16 protein-coding genes, 2 tRNA genes and 1 other RNA gene are annotated in these 19,166 nt (G+C 62.4%); 6 read left to right on the top strand and 13 right to left on the bottom strand.

All coding sequences use genetic code 11. The features are described 5' to 3' along the window. Positions 1 to 57 precede the first annotated feature (57 nt). The 7 genes from ACIOTL_RS08535 to mptB (ACIOTL_RS08505) all read right to left on the bottom strand — a co-directional run bounded on the left by ACIOTL_RS08535 (position 58) and on the right by mptB (ACIOTL_RS08505) (position 8,592). Positions 58 to 504, bottom strand: a complete 447-nt coding sequence (locus tag ACIOTL_RS08535) for a hypothetical protein (RefSeq protein ID WP_400342355.1) — start codon at positions 502 to 504, stop codon at positions 58 to 60. Between the two features lie 68 nt (positions 505 to 572). Then, positions 573 to 2,174: an ABC-F family ATP-binding cassette domain-containing protein gene (locus ACIOTL_RS08530; protein WP_400342354.1), complete on the bottom strand. Its 1,602-nt coding sequence runs from the start codon at positions 2,172 to 2,174 to the stop codon at positions 573 to 575. A 186-nt stretch (positions 2,175 to 2,360) separates the two neighbouring features. After that, on the bottom strand, positions 2,361 to 3,464 hold the full coding sequence (locus ACIOTL_RS08525; protein ID WP_105657790.1) for a GTP pyrophosphokinase family protein: 1,104 nt from the start codon (positions 3,462 to 3,464) through the stop codon (positions 2,361 to 2,363). A gap of 84 nt (positions 3,465 to 3,548) precedes the next feature. Beyond that, positions 3,549 to 4,319 carry a DUF2637 domain-containing protein gene (locus ACIOTL_RS08520; protein WP_133833406.1) on the bottom strand — a complete coding sequence of 257 codons (771 nt, stop codon included), beginning with the start codon at positions 4,317 to 4,319 and terminating at the stop codon, positions 3,549 to 3,551. Between the two features lie 131 nt (positions 4,320 to 4,450). Then, positions 4,451 to 5,554 carry a VanZ family protein gene (locus ACIOTL_RS08515; protein WP_332488926.1) on the bottom strand — a complete coding sequence of 368 codons (1,104 nt, stop codon included), beginning with the start codon at positions 5,552 to 5,554 and terminating at the stop codon, positions 4,451 to 4,453. A gap of 57 nt (positions 5,555 to 5,611) precedes the next feature. Further along, complete coding sequence (gene mptB, locus ACIOTL_RS08510; RefSeq protein WP_400342353.1) at positions 5,612 to 7,087, bottom strand: polyprenol phosphomannose-dependent alpha 1,6 mannosyltransferase MptB; 1,476 nt, start codon at positions 7,085 to 7,087, stop codon at positions 5,612 to 5,614. Positions 7,088 to 7,092: 5 nt separating this feature from the next. Further along, entirely contained in the window at positions 7,093 to 8,592 is a 1,500-nt protein-coding gene (gene mptB / locus ACIOTL_RS08505; protein WP_400342352.1) for a polyprenol phosphomannose-dependent alpha 1,6 mannosyltransferase MptB, read from the bottom strand. A 235-nt stretch (positions 8,593 to 8,827) separates the two neighbouring features. Here mptB (ACIOTL_RS08505) and orn point away from each other — a divergent pair, with 235 nt between their 5' ends. Further along, positions 8,828 to 9,439 carry an oligoribonuclease gene (gene orn, locus ACIOTL_RS08500; RefSeq protein WP_105661234.1) on the top strand — a complete coding sequence of 204 codons (612 nt, stop codon included), beginning with the start codon at positions 8,828 to 8,830 and terminating at the stop codon, positions 9,437 to 9,439. A 158-nt stretch (positions 9,440 to 9,597) separates the two neighbouring features. After that, positions 9,598 to 9,673, top strand: a tRNA-His gene (locus ACIOTL_RS08495). A gap of 97 nt (positions 9,674 to 9,770) precedes the next feature. Here the strand turns inward: ACIOTL_RS08495 and ACIOTL_RS08490 are convergent. Both ACIOTL_RS08490 and ACIOTL_RS08485 read right to left on the bottom strand, forming a co-directional pair. Then, the gene (locus ACIOTL_RS08490; RefSeq protein ID WP_105657784.1) at positions 9,771 to 10,334 is read right to left on the bottom strand and encodes a DapH/DapD/GlmU-related protein; all 564 of its coding nucleotides are present in this window, start codon (positions 10,332 to 10,334) and stop codon (positions 9,771 to 9,773) included. Next, entirely contained in the window at positions 10,324 to 10,665 is a 342-nt protein-coding gene (locus tag ACIOTL_RS08485) for a hypothetical protein (RefSeq protein WP_400342351.1), read from the bottom strand. The genes ACIOTL_RS08490 and ACIOTL_RS08485 overlap by 11 nt, the downstream gene beginning before the upstream one ends. 1 nt (position 10,666) lies before the next feature. Here ACIOTL_RS08485 and ACIOTL_RS08480 point away from each other — a divergent pair. The 3 genes from ACIOTL_RS08480 (at position 10,667) to def (ending at position 13,317) form a co-directional block, all read left to right on the top strand. Beyond that, positions 10,667 to 10,742, top strand: a tRNA-His gene (locus tag ACIOTL_RS08480). Between the two features lie 829 nt (positions 10,743 to 11,571). Further along, positions 11,572 to 12,720 carry an acyl-CoA dehydrogenase family protein gene (locus ACIOTL_RS08475; RefSeq protein WP_332489259.1) on the top strand — a complete coding sequence of 383 codons (1,149 nt, stop codon included), beginning with the start codon at positions 11,572 to 11,574 and terminating at the stop codon, positions 12,718 to 12,720. 24 nt (positions 12,721 to 12,744) lie between these two features. Continuing rightward, positions 12,745 to 13,317 carry a peptide deformylase gene (def, locus tag ACIOTL_RS08470; protein WP_105657783.1) on the top strand — a complete coding sequence of 191 codons (573 nt, stop codon included), beginning with the start codon at positions 12,745 to 12,747 and terminating at the stop codon, positions 13,315 to 13,317. A 12-nt stretch (positions 13,318 to 13,329) separates the two neighbouring features. Here def and ACIOTL_RS08465 read toward each other — a convergent pair whose 3' ends face one another. From ACIOTL_RS08465 to ACIOTL_RS08450, 4 genes are all read right to left on the bottom strand, one after another. Beyond that, positions 13,330 to 14,376 carry a winged helix DNA-binding domain-containing protein gene (locus ACIOTL_RS08465; protein ID WP_400342350.1) on the bottom strand — a complete coding sequence of 349 codons (1,047 nt, stop codon included), beginning with the start codon at positions 14,374 to 14,376 and terminating at the stop codon, positions 13,330 to 13,332. 322 nt (positions 14,377 to 14,698) lie between these two features. Further along, positions 14,699 to 16,156 carry a glyceraldehyde-3-phosphate dehydrogenase gene (locus ACIOTL_RS08460; protein ID WP_332489257.1) on the bottom strand — a complete coding sequence of 486 codons (1,458 nt, stop codon included), beginning with the start codon at positions 16,154 to 16,156 and terminating at the stop codon, positions 14,699 to 14,701. Positions 16,157 to 16,375: 219 nt separating this feature from the next. Then, positions 16,376 to 16,731: RNase P RNA component class A (gene rnpB / locus ACIOTL_RS08455), an RNA gene on the bottom strand. A 71-nt stretch (positions 16,732 to 16,802) separates the two neighbouring features. Further along, the gene (locus tag ACIOTL_RS08450) at positions 16,803 to 18,245 is read right to left on the bottom strand and encodes a dihydrolipoyl dehydrogenase family protein (RefSeq protein ID WP_400342349.1); all 1,443 of its coding nucleotides are present in this window, start codon (positions 18,243 to 18,245) and stop codon (positions 16,803 to 16,805) included. Between the two features lie 117 nt (positions 18,246 to 18,362). Between ACIOTL_RS08450 and ACIOTL_RS08445 the strand changes: the two genes are divergently transcribed. Next, complete coding sequence (locus ACIOTL_RS08445; RefSeq protein WP_400342479.1) at positions 18,363 to 19,142, top strand: YaaA family protein; 780 nt, start codon at positions 18,363 to 18,365, stop codon at positions 19,140 to 19,142. Positions 19,143 to 19,166: the final 24 nt, after the last annotated feature.

Raw genomic sequence — 19,166 nt, 5'->3', positions numbered from 1 at the left:
CGCGGCAGCTGGAATATTCCAGTTGCCGCGCGGTTCTCTGCTTAATGCAGTTTTCTTTCAGCTGCCGTTGGCCGGCGGCGTCCAGCGGATCCCGCTGTCGCTGCACCCAGGAGTCTTGTGCCACTCGCCTTCGAGGCAGGAGGCATCGATGAGGGTGCGGTCCCCCACCGGCTCCTGCAGTTCCAGCGTGTAGGGCGCGGTCTCGTTGCCCTGGCAGGCATGCGCTTCGCCTTCCAGCGGTTCAACCACGATCCCGATGGCGATCTGGTCATTGGACAGCTCCACCTGGGTGGCGGTCACCTCGCCGGTCACCCCGGAGGAACAGGCAAGCCGCATGACCCCGAGGTCGAGGCTGGTGCTCGACGCATACACCCCGGCAGGGTCCAGCAGCGTCCACTGGGCGTTGACCTCATCGGAAACCTGTGCGGCGCAGCCGGCCAGCGCGCTGGCAAGCAGCAGCCCAGCGCCTGCGATCCGCGGTAATTTGCGTCCAAAAACACTCATGGCTTGGCAGCTCCCTTTGAAGATGGTGATCTGCCAAGCCTACGAGAGCTATTGCGCGTTGTCAGGATTTAAGTCAGCGAAACCAATTCCAGGTAATCCTCGTTGAAGAGGTCCTCATCGCCATCAGGCAGGATGACCACGCGCTCAGGCTGCAACGACATCACTGCGCCCTCATCGTGGGACACCATGACCACGGCACCCGGGAAGGTGGACAGCGCGCCCAGCACCTCGGCGCGCGAGGCAGGGTCGAGGTTGTTGGTCGGCTCATCAAGCAGCAGCACATTGGCGCTGGAAGCCACGATGGTGGCCAGGGCCAGACGGGTCTTCTCGCCGCCGGAGAGCACGCCGGCCGGCTTGGTCACGTCGTCGCCGACGAACAGGAACGAGCCGAGGATCGAGCGGACGTCGGCATCGTTCAGGTGGTCAGGCGCGTTGCGGCGCATGTTCTCCAGCACGCTGGCTTCCGGATCCAAGGTGTCATGCTCCTGGGCGAAGTAGCCGATCTTCAGGCCGTGGCCCGGAATGATCTTTCCGGTATCGGGTTCGGAGACACCGGCGAGCATGCGCAGCAAGGTGGTCTTGCCGGCACCGTTCAGGCCCAGGATGACAACCTTCGAGCCGCGGTCGATGGCCAGCGAGACATCGTTGAAGATCTCCAGCGAGCCATAGGCCTTGGACAGGCCTTCGGCCATGAGCGGGGTCTTGCCGCAGGGAGCCGGATCCGGGAAGCGCAGGGCTGCAACCTTGTCGGAGGAACGCTCTTCCTGCAGCCCGGAAAGCATGCGATCCACGCGCTTGAGCATGGACTGCGCCGCCGAGGCGCCGGAGGCGCGGGCCTTCATCTTGTTCGCCTGGGTCAGCAGGACCGAAGCCTTCTTCTCGATGTTGGCGCGCTCGCGCTTGCGGGCACGCTCATCGGTTTCGCGCTGGATCTTGTAGCGCTTCCAGTTCATGTTGTAGACATCCACCACGCCGCGGTTCGCGTCGAGGTTCAGCACCTTGTTCACGGTGGATTCCATCAGGCCGGTATCGTGGCTGATCATCAGCACGCCGCCGGGGTAGTTCTTGATGAAGTCGCGCAGCCACATGATCGAATCGACGTCCAGGTGGTTGGTCGGCTCATCGAGCAGCAGGGTCTCGGCGTCCGAGTAGAGGATGCGGGCCAGCTCGACGCGGCGGCGCTGTCCACCGGACAGGGTGCGCAGCGGCTGGTCCAGGATGCGGTCCGGCAAATCCAGGTTGGCGCAGATGGCGGCCGCTTCGGATTCGGCAGCGTAGCCACCGGCAGCGATGAATTCTGCTTCCAACCGGTCGTACTGGCGCATGGCCTTGGCGGAGACGGCAGCGTCCTCGCTGGCCATGTCCTCGCGGTTCTGGGCCAGCTTGGTGACCACCACGTCCAGGCCGCGGGCGCCAAGGATGCGATTGCGCGCCAGCTGCTCCATGTCAGGGGTCTTGGGGTCCTGCGGCAGGTAGCCGATGGAGCCCTTGAAGGTGACCTCACCCGAGGCTGGCTGGGTCTCGCCGGCGAGGACCTTGGTCATCGTCGTCTTGCCGGCACCGTTGCGTCCCACCAGTCCGATCTTGTCGCCCTTGTCGATGCGGAAGTTCACTTCGTCCATCAGCAAGCGGGCGCCGACGCGTAGCTCAAGGTTGGCTACGGAAATCATATGGTGTGGCCCTTTCATGCGGGTACAAGAATTGTGCGGCCCACAAATTGGGCAACTTGACTATTCTACCGGCCAACCACGCCGTGGCCTGCGGAACGTGCACAAACTAACAGTTTGGGGTTGAGCTGGCTAAAGAATCGAAGCCCGCACTTCCACCGCAGTGGAAATCCGGGCTTCGAATCGAAATTATTCCTTGTCGCTGGGTTGCGATCGGTAATCCATCATCTGGATCAGGCGGCGGCGCAAGGAGGCTTCGCGGCGCAGGTCCCCGCCGCTGGTCTTGTCGATGTGGTCCTTGCCGAAGCGCCAGAGCAGCACGTCGTCCAGCAAGCGGTCCGGACCCGGCGAGTACCGGTGGTCCAGCGCCGCACGCACATCGGTGACCACATTCGCATCCAGCAGCTGCGCCAGCTGCCAGGTCTGGTCGATGCCGTGGGAGCCGAGCAGCTCGGCGGCCCAGGACCAATCGTCATCGCGCTTGCGGTCGACGTGCGGCAACAGCGTCTGCCATATTTCGCCGATCTTCTCGCCGGTCAACGGCTCGGATCCGGCGCCCTGCTGGTCGTGGTAGCCGTTCAGGCGGTGGTACAGCTCGTCGATGTCCGTGAAGTAGTCCTCCACGGTTTCCAGCATCGCCGCGGTGGCGGTGAAGTGGCGGTCGATCTGCGGATTCCAGGCGGCCTCGCCGGGATGCTTGAAGCGGATGTCGTGCTCCATTTCGGACCAGGCATGCTGCAGCACGGTGCGGATCTGCACTTCGAAAACGAAGTTGCCGCTGGCTACCACCGGCTTGCCCAAAGCCTCCTGGAATTTGCGCACGATCGGCTCGCTGCGGGTCTTGAGCAGCAGGTGGCGCGAGGAGTAGCCGTAGGTGCCGGACTCCACCGAGCCGATGTCCTTCTCCCGGTCGCTGCGGCAGTCGAAGGAGTCGCGGTGCGACTTGATCAGGCTGGCCACCTGCTGGATTTCATGGGGCAGCATCACGATGATGCGGATGCCCACCATGTCGTGGATTTCGCGCAGCGGGTTGGGGAATTCCAGCACCGGGGCGGTCTCGGAACTTTCCTGCAGCCGGCGCGAGGCCTTGGCCGCGAAGGACTGCGGCGATTTCACCCGGCCGGTAATGAACAGCGGTTGCACCTCGGAATTCGCGAACAACCGGCGGATCTTCGCCTTCATGGCCGACATGACGGTATTGAGTTCGCCGGTCACAGACTTGTACTGCTCAACGGCGGCCGCAATCTGTTCGGAGAACTCGTCGTTCGCCTGGCCCTGCGCCGGATCCATCATTGATGCCTCCTGGATGCTAAAGCGTTCCTGAAAATGCTGTCCTCATGCTCATGCCCTGGCGCCAGCCGGGTGCGGCGACGGCCCTTATGGGCGGGAAAGGCGCTTAGCCATGTCGTCGAACAATGGCGCCTTGTCCTCGGTCTTCTTCTGCGCGGCAGGCTTGGTTTCCTTGGCTGGCTGCGCGTTCTGCTTGATCGGGGTGACCTTCGAGTCCGATCGGCCGGCCGCGATGCCTTCGGCGCGGGCTCGGGCCAGCGCGTCCTGGTGATCCTGTTCCAGGACCGATAGGCGTTCTTCCTCGGCGGTCTTGGTGTCGGTCAGCGCAGCGTTGTAGCCATCATCATAAGCGACGCCGTACTTCTCGGCGTTTTCCCGCTCTTCGTTGTATTCCAGCTCAGCGCGCAGCTTCGCGGCCTCGGACTTCTTCTGGTACATGTGCACGGTCAGGTGGGTGATGGCCAGCAAGACGATTGGCGGCATGGCGGCAACCAGCGCGGAAACCAGCGGCGGGACTCCGTTTTCGATCGAGTCCACGGTCAAGATTGCGTGGGTGGAGTTCGCCGCGGTGGAAACGATCGCACCGAAGAACAGCAGCGACCACGGGTAGATCATGGCCTTGCGATGGAAGCCGTTCAGGGCCACGATGGCCACGGTGGCGGCCACGATCATGCCGTCAATGATGATTGGCCAGATCCAGGCCAGGCGCGGGCTGATGCCCGAGCGCTCGGCCAGGTCGGTCAATGCAGCGAACGAGAGCACGAATGCGCCGATGGCAATGAGGACCGTCGCGCCTACGGCCGTGCCTAGGACGGCGCGGTGCGGTTCGGCCGGGACCTCTGGTTTGTTATCTTCCATGCTGCTGAGCAGACCTAACTTTTTGGGAATTATCGGTATGTCTTCAAACGCGAGTTTGCTGGACCGCACCCGAGGCGCAGACCACCGCGTTCCATTTTAGCGTGCGCCTTGCGGTGCTGGGGTGCCTTGGCTCAAAGGGCGCGACGGTCGATGAAACCGGTACCGCTGATTTTTCCGGCCAGCCCCCGGTGATTCGCCTCGAAGATGAAGTAGAAGGCGCTGATCGCGATATAGATCACAACGAGCATGTTCAGCAGCGGGTAGGGCGTGAAGTCGACCATGCTGGTGGAAATCTGGAAGAGGAAGTTAATCCCGCCGAATCCGAGCAGGCTGCGCAGCAAGGCCCGGCCGGCCGGAGCCGGTTGCCCCTGCCCGTCGGTGAGCATCAGCCAGGCACAGCGCTGGCCGAGGGTAGCCCGTCCCGGCGCCAGGCTCGGCAGCCAGAAGACGCAGAAGACCACGATCAGCGGAAGCCAGAAGTTCATCCACTGTTGGCCGAACTCCGGGGCACCCAAGCGCTCCAGCAGTTCAAGGGCAGCACCGATGACAAGGAGCGCTCCGGCGGTGAAGCCTGCATCGAAGATGTTGGCCAGTGCACGGCGGGCGCGGGTCACCGGCCGCGCCGGCGCATTGGCCGCGTCCGCTTCCACCGGGCCGGACAGGAAGCGGAACATCGGCAGGTAGGCGATCATCGCGCCCAGCAGCGCGCCGGCAGTGTTAGTGATCAGGTCATCGACGTCGGCCACGCGGTAGGCGCAGGTGTACAACCCCCAAATAGCGGTGTACTGGGTCAGCTCGATGGCCAGCGAGGCCGCGAAGCCGAGCAGGACACCGGTGAAAATGTTGCCGCGCAGCCAGCGCACGGCCAAGATGCCCAGGGGCATGAACAAGATGATGTTGAACAGCACCTGCCACAGGGTGAAGCTGGTGGCGAATCCGCTCAGTCCGCGTTCCACGATGGCCAGCCTGAAGTCATCGACGAAACGGCCGGGCACCAGTTGCGGGATGGCCACCCCGGGACGGCAGAATTCGTCGCGCGTGGACGGCAGCGGAAGCATGGTGTAGCTGAACAGGCCGAATCCGTAGACGGCTGCGGTTGTGGTGGTGATGGTGCGGCGCCAGGACAACCGTCCATGCCGGCGGTATTGCACGGCCAGCAGGAAAACGCCGGCGGACGCCAAGAAGAGGGCGCCGCCGAGAATGGCGATTGCCGCTGGCCAGAACATTGTTTGCATATTTCTATCTAAGCGGAATTTTCCGGGAGAAAGCTGGGCTGCAGAATGTGACCTTGGCTATGCTTTCGGCCCGCGCAGCACTTGCCTGGTTCTGGCATCGGCAGTGAAGAGGCCGATGAACAAGCCCGCTACGAGCACGCCAGCCAGGGTCTTCATCACCCAGGCCGAGTGCCACTGCTCGATGGAGAGCTGGTCGACGAAAACCGCCACCAGGATCAGGCTGGATGCATAGATCATCAGCTTTTCAGATCCCCAGGACACCTTGTGCGAAATGGCGAACAGCGCCATCAGCCACAGAATGTACCACGGCTGGATAATCGGAGCCAGCAGCACCACCGCCGAGAGCGCCCACGCCGCTAGGCGCACCGGGCTGGAGGTGTCCTTGGCCAGCGCCAGGCGCGCCACAATGGCCAGCGCGATGACCTGGAAGACGCCCACCACGATCGCATTCACCAAGGAGATATCGGCGCCGAATATGCCAGCGAGATTGCTCAGGGACCAGCCGATCAGTCCCACGGGAGCGTACGGGAACGCCGCATCGCCCGCGGTGAACATGGCAAGCAGCCAGCCGAACCAGAGGTTGGTGACCGCACCGATCAAAAGCAGCCAGGTCAGGGAGAGGGCCGCGACCTTGGCCCAGATTTTCCACCTCTCGCGCATCGACGGGCTCCTGCCCAGCAGGACCAAGCCGATAAAAGGCAGCGCCAGCAGCACGATCGGCTTGACCGACACGGCTATGGCCAGCGCCATCGTGGCGGCCATGGGACGGCGGTCGTAGGCATAGGCGAAGGCGCTGAAGACACCGGCGATCATCAGCGCGTCATTGTGGACGCCGCCGATCATGGTCAGCAGGAACAGCGGATTGCCCACGATGGCCCAGTTGGCCCAGTTCGCGCTCTGCCCCATTTTCTGCGCCAGCTTCGCAGTGAAGTGATAGCAGCCCCAGACACCGAGCACGGCAATGATGCGCAGCAGGCCCACGCCGATTTCGGGAATGCCGTTGGAGGCGAAGTAGATGATGCGGGCGAGCACGAGGAAGAACGGGCCATAGGGCGAGGGCGATTGCGCCCACAGGCTGTCGGATCCGCCATCGAACCAGCCCGGAAGCGCGGACACGCCTTCGGCATACGGGGATTTGCCGGCGTGCAGCATGCGTCCCTGGGCCAGGTAGGAGTAGACGTCGCGGCTGAGGATCGGGAAGCTGAGCATCAGCGGAGCAGACCACATGGCCAGCACGCGGGCCAGTCCCCGCCCGGTGATCTCACCGGCAGCCTGGACCCATGGCCGGGCCAGGATCCAGGTTCGGGTCAACCAGACAATTCCCACGGCCATCAGCACGATGCAGCTGATGACACCTGGCACTTCGGTTCGGAATTCTATGAAGAAGCCGCTGCGTGCCAGCGGGGACAGCTGGTTGCGCGGGAACCAGCCGATCCCCCAGGAGGCGACGGTGATCATGGCCGAGGCGGTGAACCCTTGCCATGATAGTGACCGCAGGCTTGCGCGCTGCGGTGCCAGCTTCGGCTGCTCCACTGCCACTAGGCTTTCTTGCTCTTCTTCAGCCAGTTGGTCGAGCTGAGCAGATCAGCGCAGATGTTCTTGGTCTTCGGATCGAAGAAGACAAGGTACAAGGCGCAGGCGATGGAGATGCCCCAGGAAATCAATTGGACGCGTGGCACCAGGGAGTCCTGCAGGAACTGCCAGACGAAGATCTGGTCAGCGGCCTGGTAGGCCAGGAAGAAGATGGTGGTCAGGTGCAGCCAGAGCATCTGCCAGTCATCGCGCAGGCCGGTCGCGGCGAAGAACGGCAGCAGCCACAGGAGGTACCACGGCTGGATCACCGGGGAGAGCACGACAATCGCCGCGAAGGCGATGGCCATGCGCTGCACCAGGTGCGAATGCTTTCCGCGGAAGATCAAGACGAAGGCGATGGCTACGCCGACCAGGCGGCCGAAGAGCTTGGCCGCGGGCAGGATCCATTCGGTGGACAGCCCGATGGCGGAGACCAGCCCGCTCAGGGCGATGACCGCGATGCCTACCGGGGAGAAGATGGAGTATCCGGTACCGGTGAAGAGCATGACCTTCAGCCAACCGAACCAGTAGCCATTGAGCCACCCAACCACGGTCATCAGAGCCAGGAAGATCATTCCCGTGTAGAACCAGTAGAGGATGCGGCGCGGCCAGGCAGCATTAGGCCCTGCCCAGAGCAGGCCGATAAACGGCAGGAGCACCAGGGTAATCGGCTTGACCCCCACCGAGGCCGCCAGCACCACGATGGCCCAGAAGCCGTAGCGCTTGCATGCCAGGTAGACGGCCCAGACCGACAGGCCGGTCATCAGGGCATCGTTGTGAGCACTGGCCACGAAGTTCACCAGGAACAGCGGGTTCGCCACGGTCATCCAGGCGGCTTTGGCCCCGGAGACACCGTGCAGTTCGGCAAGCTTGGGCACGTAGCGCAGGCAGAGCAGCACGCCGATGAATGCAATGGCGCGGAAGGCCAGGACCGCCGCGTCGGTCGAAGGGCCAGTCAGCTTGACCACGAGGAATTCGATGCTCAGGTAGAGCGGGCCGTAGGGGGTGCCGTCCTGAGCCCACATGGTGTCGGCACCGAGCTGGAACCAGTTATTCAACGAGGATATTCCGTCAACATAAGGATCCTGCCCGGCAGCCACCAGGCGGCCTTGGCCGATGTAGGCGAACACGTCCCGGCTCATGATCGGCAGGGTGACGAACATCGGGATGCTCCACAGCCAGACCGCGCGGCGGACCACCTTCAGCGAACCCTCGCCCCAGCCCTTGAGCTTCTGGCCCAGGCGCCACCAGGAACGGAAGAGGACCCAGCAACCCAGGGCCAGCAGGATCACGCAGGTGATCACGCCGGCCGGTTCGGTGCGCAGCATGATGAAGAACGGGTCGCGGTTCAGCGGGGATACGCTGGCCAGCCACCCGGTACCGAAGGATCCGAAAAGGATCAGGGAGGAACCGATGACGCCGCTGAGAAGAGTCCTATTCACTCCAGCGTAGGGCGGGGAGCTCACTGCTGCTGGCTTGCTGGCTGACACACTGACACCTCGGGCTGTAACGGACATGAGTTCGAGAGTAATTAAGCCAGCGTCGCATGTGCCGTGCCCTTGCAAGCAGGCAATTCAACAGCCGGAAATCTCAGACGATTTTAGCATCGAGCACGCGTCCAGGCCGGTTGAAACACTGGCCTTCCGCCGTGCGACGAGGGTGCGCTCCCCCACAGCGCTGCTTGAAGTGTAGATTGGTTACGTGGCTAGTAACTCAGAAAAAATTGTATGGATCGATTGCGAAATGACCGGCTTGGATCTGGTTAACGACGCATTGATCGAAGTAGCAGTGCTCATTACCGACTCCGATCTGGAGATCGTCGACGAGGGCATCCAGGTAGTCATCAAGCCCGAGCCGGCAGCCCTGGCGCAGATGGATGACTTCGTTCGCAATATGCATGTGGTTAGCGGCCTGCTGCCCGAGCTGGAGAACGGCATTTCCATGGAGGAAGCCCAGCGCCTGGTGGTCGACTACATCAAGAAGCACGTTCCGGAGCCGAACAAGGCGTTGCTGGGCGGCAACTCGGTGGGCACCGACAAGAACTTCTTGGCACGCGATATGCCCGAAGTCATCGAGCACCTGCACTACCGCATTATCGACGTGTCGACCTTGAAGGAGCTGAGCCGCCGCTGGTTCCCGAAGGCGCACTACGGCGCTCCAGCCAAGACCGGCAACCATCGCGCACTGGGCGACATCCAGGATTCGATCAACGAGCTTCGCTACTACCGCGACGCCATCATGGTTCCGGCGCCGGGACCAACCTCCGATGAGGCCAGGAAGATCGCCGCCGGGATCACCCAAAGCGCCGGCTAGCCGCTAAACGAAGGCCCCGGCGCATTGGTGATGCACTGCACAGTGCCCCAGGGGCCTTCCGATTGGCATCAAGCGCGGAATTGTGTGTATAGTATTTCTCGTTGCCAGATACGGAATTGGTTCGCAAAAGCGTTCTGACTAGTAACGAAGTAAACATGGTGGGTATAGCTCAGTCGGTAGAGCGTCTGGTTGTGGTCCAGAAGGTCGCGGGTTCAAACCCCGTTACTCACCCCAGAGACAAAGACTCGATCCAGAACGAAAGTTCCGGATCGAGTCTTTTGCTTTACCCGCACGCCTGGCAACGCCGCCGCTCAGCTGACGAGCCGCAGAATTAGACCGTGCGCACCACCCTGGCTGGCGAGCCAACCACAACAGCGCCGGCAGGTACGTCTTTCGTTACGACCGCGGCGGCAGCGACAACTGCGTTCTCGCCGATCGTGACACCGGAAAGTATGGTCGCGTTCGCGCCAATCCAGACGTTGCGCCCAATGATCACTGGAGCCGGAATCATATCCGCCCGCCGAGCAGGTTCAAGATCGTGATTAAGTGTTGCCACAACGACGTTGTGCCCAATCAAGCACTCATCCCCGATACTGATGCCGCCTTGGTCCTGGAATTTGCAGCCAGCATTGATGAAGACGTTTTTCCCCAGTTCGATATTGCGGCCAAACTCCGAGTTGAACGGCGGGAATAGCACCACCGAGTCGTCAACGTTCGTTCCGGTCAGCTGCCGCAGCAAATCCCGCACTTGCCCTGGGCTGCGGTAGCCGTCGTTCAGCTCCGCGCAAATGCGCAGCGCGTCCTGGCTTGTGCTATGCATGAGCGCATGCAGCGGCGAACCGGCGGTAATTCTCTGGCCAGCATTCAAGGCTTCCAGAAGATCGTCAATGCCCAAGAATTCCCCCCATCATCAATTCTTCACGGTGGCTCAAACTATATCGGCTTCCACCGTCGATGCCTAGCATCGTCGGGCCCTGCACCTGCAGCAAAGCATTTCCCGCAAGTACTGCTGGCAAAGGCGTGATCACGGCACGGGGATCCATCTCATGAGTCAGTTCAGCGGCGAGCAACAGCCCCACGGCCATGAATAATGAGCATCCCGTCACAATCCCGGAAATGGCTCCATGCGAATTGGTATTTCCGGCCTGGATACGTGTATAGTATTTCTCGTTGCCCGGTACGAGATCATGAGCACTACAGCTTCTGACTAGTAACGAAGTAGACATGGTGGGTATAGCTCAGTCGGTAGAGCGTCTGGTTGTGGTCCAGAAGGTCGCGGGTTCAAACCCCGTTACTCACCCCAGATCGAAAGACCTGGTTCGGAATGGAAATTCCGAACCAGGTCTTTTCTCGTTTCCGACGCCTTGAAGCGCAATCAGCAAGGCACCGGGCCTCGTTGATTCCAGACCGAACATCTGGAATCCAGAGGCACTCGCCACCAGTCCCCGCCAGCGAATCCGACACGGCGTTCAGCATCGCGCCGCTAGCCGCCAACCCGCCTTCACCGCCGGCAATGGCCACCGCATGGAACCACCAGATGCCCAGGCACCCTGCCGACGCCGAAAAGATCGCTTCCATGGCACAGGTCGGGCGCCTCGACGCGATCGCACGCAACCCTGCCAGCAGTCTCGAAACAAACAGATTCCATCAAGCGACAACCGGGTCGATTTCGCGTGGAGTGATCCGCAACCCGCGGGACAGTCCAGGGCTGCACTATTGGCACTGCCCGCCCTGCACAACGAGCCACTCGTCTACCCGGGGCCCGATCTGAATTATCGTTGGCTCCGGTGAAGCCAACGCCATTACGCGCGGATGCGAGCTGCAGACTCGTCGCCGACAGGACCGATTGAACAGGCAGTTCGAACCTACCGGCGAGCGCAGTGCTGCCCGGATGCGGCGTTAAGTCATATTTCGGTGGCTAGGAACACGGATTCGAAACTATGTTCGAATGCGTTGTGTTTTGGGGTCTACCCCCGTGTTTTTCGAGACTTTTTGCGTTATCTAGTGACTTGAATCGTTGTTTGCCCTGGCGAATAGGCACGCATTGGCCTGAGCGACCATAATGGATGATGTACTTCGGCAAGCCAGTGAGCTTTATGCCTTCGTTCCATCCACCGAAAGGTACTCCCCCTGTGAAACGCGCGCTCTTTGAAGAGGACCACGAGCAGTTCCGTGAACTGGCTACGGAATTCAACGCCCGGGAGATTTCCGGTAAATACGCTCAGTGGGAAAAGGATCATCAGATCCCCCGCGAGGTGTGGCAGTCTGCCGGTGAAAACGGCCTGCTGGGTCTTGCAGTGCCTGAGCAGTTCGGTGGCATGGGCATCGATGATTACCGCTTCCGTGTAGTGCTTGATGAGCAGCTCGTGCGTTCGGGGCATCTGTCCGTAGCCTTGGCCTTCCACCTGCACGACGACCTGGTGCTGCCGTACCTGCTCTCCTACGGCTCTGCCGAGCTCAAGGCCAAGTGGCTTCCACGCATGGTCGATGGCTCCACCATTACCTCCTGCGCGTTTACCGAGCCTGGCGCTGGGTCTGACCTGCGCGCGGTGCGCACCAAGGCGGTCCGCGATGGCGATGACTGGCTGATTAGCGGCCAGAAGACTTTCATCGGCAATGCTGCGTTTGGCGATGCCGCTCTGGTGCTTGCGCGCACCGATGGCGAAAGCGGACGGGCGGGCGAGCAGTCATTCTCGCTGTTCATGGTCGAGCGTTCCGAGGGGTACACCAACGGCAGCCCCTTCGACAAGATTGGGCTGCGGGCTTCTGATACCGCTGAGCTGTTCTTCGACGATGTCCGCGTCTCAGCTGCAGATCTTGTTGGCGAGGCTGGACAGGGCCTGGCCCATGTCAAGGCGCAGCTTCCCCAGGCCCGTCTGGCTATTGCCGTGGCTGCCTCGGCGATCTGCACCGCGTCCTTCGAGCAGGCGCTGGAACATGCGAAGAACCGCTCGACCTTTGGCCAGGCGCTGACCGAGTACCAGAACACCCGTTTCGAACTGGCTAACCTGAAGACTGAGGCGCATGTCACCCAAAGCTTCGTGGACCGGGCCGTCCTGGCATTCAACGACGGCGAGCTGGATCCTTCCGAGGCTGCCGAGGTCAAGCTTTGGGCTAGTGAGAGCGCTAAAAAGCTTTCCGATCAGGCATTGCAGCTGCATGGCGGCTATGGCTACATCATGGAGTACCCGATTGCCCAGTCCTTCACTGCCTCCCGCTTGCTGACCATCTTCGGTGGCACAAGCGAGATCATGCGTGAAACTATTGGACGAGCACTCTAAGCACTTTTGAAAGGAACCGATCACGTGCCTATTCGGCAGATCACTGTTTACGGAGAACCTGTACTTCACAAGCGTGCGGTGGAGGTCACCGAGTTTGATGGCGCCTTGCGCGAGCTCGTTGCCGATATGCACCTCACCATGGATGAAGCGCATGGCGTGGGCCTGGCGGCTCCGCAGATCGGTTTGGGCCTGCGCATGTTCACCTACGTCTTCGCGGACCAGGACGATGCTCCCGAGCGGGGCGTAGTGATCAACCCCAAGCTGACGCTTTCAAAGGTGTCGCAGGCTCCCGCGGATGCTGATGACGACTCCGAGGGCTGCTTGTCCGTGCCCGGGTTGAACTACCCGCTGCAGCGTGCCGACTATGCGAAGGTGGAGGGTTTCGACGAGTTCGGCAATCCGATCTCTTTCGAAGCGCACGGCTGGTTCGCGCGCATCATGCAGCACGAGTACGACCACCTTGACGGCTACCTCTACGTGGACAAGTTGCAGCCACGCTGGGAGAAGAAGTGGAAGAAGGCCAAGAAGGCTCTGGGTTGGGGCGTGCCTGGCAACACCTGGTTGCCGGGTACCGATGAGGATCCATTCGGCCACTAGGCCTCCCGCCGCCTACCGGGCAGTCTTGAAGTCCAGATACCGCTGATGCAGCGCCGCACCGATTTTGCCGGTGGGCGCTGTTTCTGCGTTCCAGAGCTTCGAAGCCCTGCCTTGTTCTAGCCAGAAGGGCAGGAACATGCCGTTCTTGCCGGGCAGGATCTGCGCGGCCATCTGCTCGTCGGCTACCAGCGTGCGATTCGCGTAGCCCAGGTAGTACTCGTCAAAGGGACCGAGCAGGCGCAGTGGCAGCCCGGTGGGCTCCATCGCTTCAAGCTCCCGGTGGGCGCGGCTGCCGGCGATGACCCAGTAGCACTCCCCGCGCTCATCGCTTCCTGCGCTGGACAGCAAGCCGCCGAGTGCTTCCGCGGCGGTTCTCATGGTGGTCAGCGTCTGTCCCGTGTACCAGGCTGCGTCGCGAAGGGTAGCTGGCCCATGCGAGTGCAGGTAGCGGCGCAAGAGTTCCGCCAACGGATCTTCTGGTTCCCGGTGACGTGCAATCCATTCATCCACGAGCACGAAGTCCTGCGCGATGAGTTTCGCGTCTTGTGGAATGGGCCCCTGGCAGATCAACCTGTCCAGGACGAGGACCTGCAGGATAACCAGTCCTCGCTGCTGGCCGGTCTCCATTCCATTCTGGTTCAGTGCCTTGAAGAGCGCGGTGCGGCTGGCTTGCCCGTGCTGCTGCAGATGCGCGCTGATGATGCCAGCTGCCTGGTCAATGTCCTGGGTGCCGATCTGCAGTCCCCGCATCCGTGTGGCCGAGGAGCGCAAGGTGCGTTCACGCGTTGCGCGAGTCATCCAGCGCGCATCTTCGGCCAAGCAGATATGCAGCGTGCCCCGCATGGTCCATGACCGCACGAGCCGTCCTTCGCTGAAGAGCGCATCGACTTGCTGGCGGGATTCTTGCGCTGCGGAGCGCTGAGCCAGCGCGTAGCGTCCTGCAGCGAAGTCCTGGGACTGGAACGCGAGCATGTGTTCTGCGGCCTGCAGTACGGATTCTGCCGGCTCCAGTAGCAGCTGGCTCGCCATGCGCGCCGCCAGCGTCCGGGTACTGTCCATTAACCAACCTCGATCCAATGCTTGATGGCCTAAAGCCTAGCAGTGCGGAGGTACAGAGATGCCCGCGAAGCGGCGCACCTGCAGCCGCCGTTGATGCAGGGGCGTCGCAGGCTCAAGCGGACCTCCAAGCCCGGATGCGCGCAAAGGTCGAGACCTGCCTGGACTTTGCTGGAGAGGTGCTGGCCAGGTGCTGGTTCTCGTTGGCCCCCTGGAACCGGAAGGTCCTTTGGAGGGCTTCGTGCCGCCCGGATGGAATAGCAAAAGGGACCATCCCAGCGCGCAATGCGTTGGGATGGTCCCTTCAGCTGCAAGCAGCGAGGTCCTAGGCGGTGACGGCTTCAGCCTTCAGCGCTGGTACTGCTGCCGGGTGGGTGCCGGCCATCGATTCGATGACGCGGACAACCTGGCAGGAGTAGCCGAACTCGTTGTCGTACCAAACGTAGACGACAGCGTTCTTGCCGGACACGATGGTGGCCAGGCCGTCAACGATGCCGGCGCGGCGCGAGCCGACGAAGTCGGTGGAGACAACCTCAGGCGAATCGATGTAGTCGATCTGCTTGTGCAGGCTGGAGGTCAGCGAGGTTTCACGCAGGTAGGCGTTGAGCTCTTCCTTGGTGGTCCCGTTCTCCAGGTTCAGGTTCAAGATCGCCATGGAGACATCCGGGGTCGGTACGCGGATCGCGTTGCCGGTCAGCTTGCCTTCGAACTCCGGCAGGGCCTTGGCCACTGCCTTGGCGGCACCGGTTTCGGTGATCACCATGTTCAGCGCTGCCGAACGGCCGCGGCGCTCGCCCTTGTGGAAGTTGTCGATCAGGTTCTGGTCGTTGGTGAACGAGTGAACGGTCTCGACGTGCCCGTGGGTGACACCGAACTTGTCGTTCAGGGCCTTGAGCACTGGGGTGATGGCGTTGGTGGTGCACGAGGCAGCGGTGACGATCTTGTCTTCCGCGGTGATCCACGAATCGTTGATGCCGTGGACGATGTTCTTCAGATCGCCCTTGCCCGGTGCGGTCAGCAGGACGCGGGAAACGCCCTTGGCGGCCAGGTGCTGGGACAGGCCGGCCTCATCGCGCCAGCGGCCGGTGTTGTCCACCACGATGGCGTTGTCGATGCCGTGTTCGGTGTAGTCGACGGTGGTCGGGTCATTCGAGTAGATGACCTTGATCAGGGTGCCGTTGGCGAGGATCGTGCTGTTTTCCTCGTCGACCGTGATCGAGCCTTCGAAGCGGCCGTGCACCGAGTCGCGGCGCAGCAGCGAAGCGCGCTTGACGATGTCGTCATCCGAGCCCTTGCGGACCACGATGGCGCGCAGGCGCAGGCCGTAGCCGCCACGCTCGATCAGGATGCGGGCCAGCAGGCGTCCGATGCGGCCGAAGCCGTAGAGGACAACGTCCTGGGGTTCAGCGTCGGTTGCGCCGGCCTGGCCAACCTTCTCGCCCAATTCATCGGCCAGGAAGGCGTTCAGATCAGCGGAACCGGATTCCTTGAACTTCTTGTTCACGCGGCCGAGGTCAACTGCTACCGAACCGACGTTCAGGGCCTCGATGGCATCCAGGATGGCCTTGGTGTCGTTCAGGTCGAGCTCTTCGCCATCGATGCGGCGCACTACGCGGTGGGCCTTGATGATGTCGATGGCGGACTGGTTGATCAGCTTGCGGCCGTAGACGGAGGTCACCACATTGTTCTTGCGGTACAGACGTCCGATCAGTGGGATCATGGCCTCGGCGAGCTCTTCGCGCCCGCTCCATTCTTGCTGGGCAACGACAGACTGCTGGGTCACAGAAAATCCTTCCAATTCAGCCGACTCGCAGATCCATAAAGTCGGTTGGCACCGTGGGAAGCACCATTGCTTTTGCGGTGGCACGAGGTAACAGGATCATCCTCGTAAGTACATGATCCATTCTAGACCGTGCGCAGAAAAACTGAGGATCGGGGACTGTGAATCATCTCACCAGCGCACCAAGGGCTGATGCCGGCGCAATCGCAGGAAGGAAGAGTGTGAATGGGATGGCCGATACGCCGGGTTTTGTCGCGCCGAAGCGGGACGGTCATCTATCTACGACTGCCGTTGCCGGCAGCCTCTAGCGGTCCACCCGACTGCATGGGGCGAACAGCCCTCATAACGCAGTCTGTCTGACCTTGCTCCGAGTGGGGTTTACCTAGCCACCCCAATCACTTGGGGTGCTGGTGGTCTCTTACACCACCGTTTCACCCTTACCAGGAAAACCTGGCGGTCTATTTTCTGTGGCACTAGCCTGCGGGTTACCCCGAGTGGGCGTTACCCACCACCCTGTTCTGCGGAGCCCGGACGTTCCTCGGGGCAATTGCTTGCCACGCGACCGTCTGGCCATCCCATTCATTAACCATTCTAGCCCCGCGAGTTTCCCGACGCTGACCACCACCGAGAGCCACTGGCCACACTGGCGCTACCCGAAGCGCTCGGCTTCCAACAGCCGCAACCAGATTTCGCTGATCGTCGGATAGGCGGGGACCGCATGCCACAACCGGTCCAGGCTGACCTCGCCGACGATCGCAATGGTGGCCGCATGCAGCAGTTCCGCGGCATCCTGGCCGGCGAAAGTGGCGCCGACGATCACCGAACGCGCCTGGTCTATCACCAGCTTGGCCCGCCCGGAATACCCGTCGGCGTGCAGGCTCGCCCCGGCCACCGCACCCAGCTCGTGCTCGATAACCGAAATCTGCAGACCGGCGTCGCGGGCCTGGCGTTCGGTGAGTCCGACCGCGGCGATCTGCGGATCGCTGAAGACCACGCGCGGCACCGCATGGTGGTCCGCCGTGGCCGCATGCCTGCCCCAGGGCGCATCGAGAACCCCGGTTCCATTGATCCTCGCGGCAATGGCCTCGCCCGCGGCCCGGGCCTGGTACTTGCCCTGGTGGGTCAGCGGGCTGCGCCCGCTGGCATCTCCCACGGCGTAGAGCCAGTCGGCGCCCGCCACGAGCATCGTGTCATCGACCTGCAGCCGCCGGGACGGGTCCACCCCGAGTGCTTCGAGTCCCAGGTTCCCGATCTCCGGCCGCCGCCCGGTGGAGACGAGCACTTCCTCGGCTTCCACGAGGGATCCTCCGGGCAGCTGGAGGCCGGCTATCCCGTGCTCACCGCGGTGGACCTGCAACGGAGTGGTGTCCTGGTGCACCACTACCCCGGCCTCGGCCAGCGACTGGGCCACCAGCTCGCCGGCGAACGGCTCTTCGCGGCCCAGCAGCGACCCGCGGGCAAGGATGGTGACCTTGGATCCGAGGGAGGCGAAGGCGAATGCCAGCTCCACCCCGGCAACTCCGCCACCGATGATGGCCAGCCTTGGCGGGATCGCCTTGGCCGCAGTGGCCTCCCGGGTGCCCCACGGCCTGGCTTCAGCCAATCCCTCGATCCCAGGCAGAACTGGAGTGGATCCGGTGGCCAGGACTACGGCCCGGGCCGAGTACTCGCGATCCGCCACCTGCACCAGGCCGCGCCCGGAAAGCTGCGCCCGGCCGCGGATCAACTCGATGCCGGCCGAACGCAGCCACCGTTCCTGCCCGGCATCATCCCAGTTGCTGGTGAAGGCGTCCCTCCGCGCGAGCACCGCCTCGGGATCCAGCGCACCAGTCACCGCTTCGCGGGCCCCGGGAACCCGGCGTGCCGCGCGCAGCGCATCGCCGCTGCGCAACAGGGCCTTGGAAGGCATGCATGCCCAGTACGAGCATTCCCCGCCCACCAGCTCGGATTCGACGATGGCCGCTTTCAGGCCCTGCCGGGTGGCATAGTCGGCGGCGTTCTCCCCGGCCGGCCCGGCGCCGATCACGATCACGTCGAAGTCGCAGTGCTGCCCGGAGGCAGTTTGGCTAGCTCTTGAGTTCTGCTGGGGCATGCTCTGTCCTTGCTCTGCGTGAAGCGCTGCTGGGTCGTGGGTTCAGCCTAGCCAGATCTGCGCTGCGGGTACATGCCCTGGGCAGAAGATCAGGTGAACTCCGATAAGCTGGAACGCGTGCTTATTTTGTTGCCGCCTTCCGAAGGCAAAACCGCCCACGCCGAAGGTTCTCCGTTCGAAATCGAGGATCTGTCTTTTCCGGAGCTTTCCGGGGAACGCCGGCTGGTGCTTGGCGCCCTTGCTGAAGTCTCAGCCCGCGAAGATGCCATGGACCTGCTGGGAGTCGGAGCCTCGCTGGCCAAGGAAGTAGCGCGGAATATCAATCTGCACACCGAGCCCGCAGCCAAGGCGCACGATATCTACTCGGGGGTGCTCTTCGAGGCCCTGGACTACGCAAGCCTGGATGAAGCAGCGCAGCGTCGCGCCGATGAATCCATCATCGTGGTCTCCGCCCTGTGGGGTGCCGTGCGTTTTGGCGATCGCATTCCGCCCTACCGCTTGTCGATGTCGGTCAAGCTCGAGCCGCTGGGCAAGCTGGCCACCTGGTGGAAGAAGCGTCTGGCTCCGGTGCTGGATGCGGTCTCCGGCGACCAGCTGATCGTGGACGCGCGATCGAGCACCTATGCGGCCGCCTACAAGCCGGCCAATGGCAACACCGTTACGGTCAACGTCTTCCAGATGCGCAATGGGGTCCCGAAGGTGGTCTCGCACTTTGCCAAGCACACCCGTGGCGAGGTCGCCGGTTTCCTGGTCCAGCAACCGGTCGCACCGAAAAACCCTGGAGAATTGCTCGAACTGGTCCAGACCAAGTGGGAAGCGTCCCTCATCGAAGACAAGAAGGGCTTGGCGCTGAACATCCTGTTGCCGGAAGACCACCAGTTCACCACCGTGAATTAACGTCCTTGGGCAAGTCGCCAAAGG

It is taken from the genome of Glutamicibacter sp. NPDC087673, from assembly GCF_044743255.1.
Classification (GTDB): domain Bacteria; phylum Actinomycetota; class Actinomycetes; order Actinomycetales; family Micrococcaceae; genus Glutamicibacter.
Note: the sequence above shows the minus strand (reverse complement) of the source record. Positions and strands in the feature narration are given on the sequence as shown.

Bases quoted from the DNA above. Each gene is read 5' to 3' on its own strand.
- ACIOTL_RS08535 (WP_400342355.1), bottom strand. From the start codon at position 504: ATGAGTGTTTTTGGACGCAAATTACCGCGGATCGCAGGCGCTGGGCTG.
- ACIOTL_RS08530 (WP_400342354.1), bottom strand. From the start codon at position 2,174: ATGATTTCCGTAGCCAACCTTGAGCTACGCGTCGGCGCCCGCTTGCTG.
- ACIOTL_RS08525 (WP_105657790.1), bottom strand. From the start codon at position 3,464: ATGATGGATCCGGCGCAGGGCCAGGCGAACGACGAGTTCTCCGAACAG.
- ACIOTL_RS08520 (WP_133833406.1), bottom strand. From the start codon at position 4,319: ATGGAAGATAACAAACCAGAGGTCCCGGCCGAACCGCACCGCGCCGTC.
- ACIOTL_RS08515 (WP_332488926.1), bottom strand. From the start codon at position 5,554: ATGCAAACAATGTTCTGGCCAGCGGCAATCGCCATTCTCGGCGGCGCC.
- ACIOTL_RS08485 (WP_400342351.1), bottom strand. From the start codon at position 10,665: ATGTCTACTTCGTTACTAGTCAGAAGCTGTAGTGCTCATGATCTCGTA.
- ACIOTL_RS08465 (WP_400342350.1), bottom strand. From the start codon at position 14,376: ATGGACAGTACCCGGACGCTGGCGGCGCGCATGGCGAGCCAGCTGCTA.
- ACIOTL_RS08450 (WP_400342349.1), bottom strand. From the start codon at position 18,245: ATGCCCCAGCAGAACTCAAGAGCTAGCCAAACTGCCTCCGGGCAGCAC.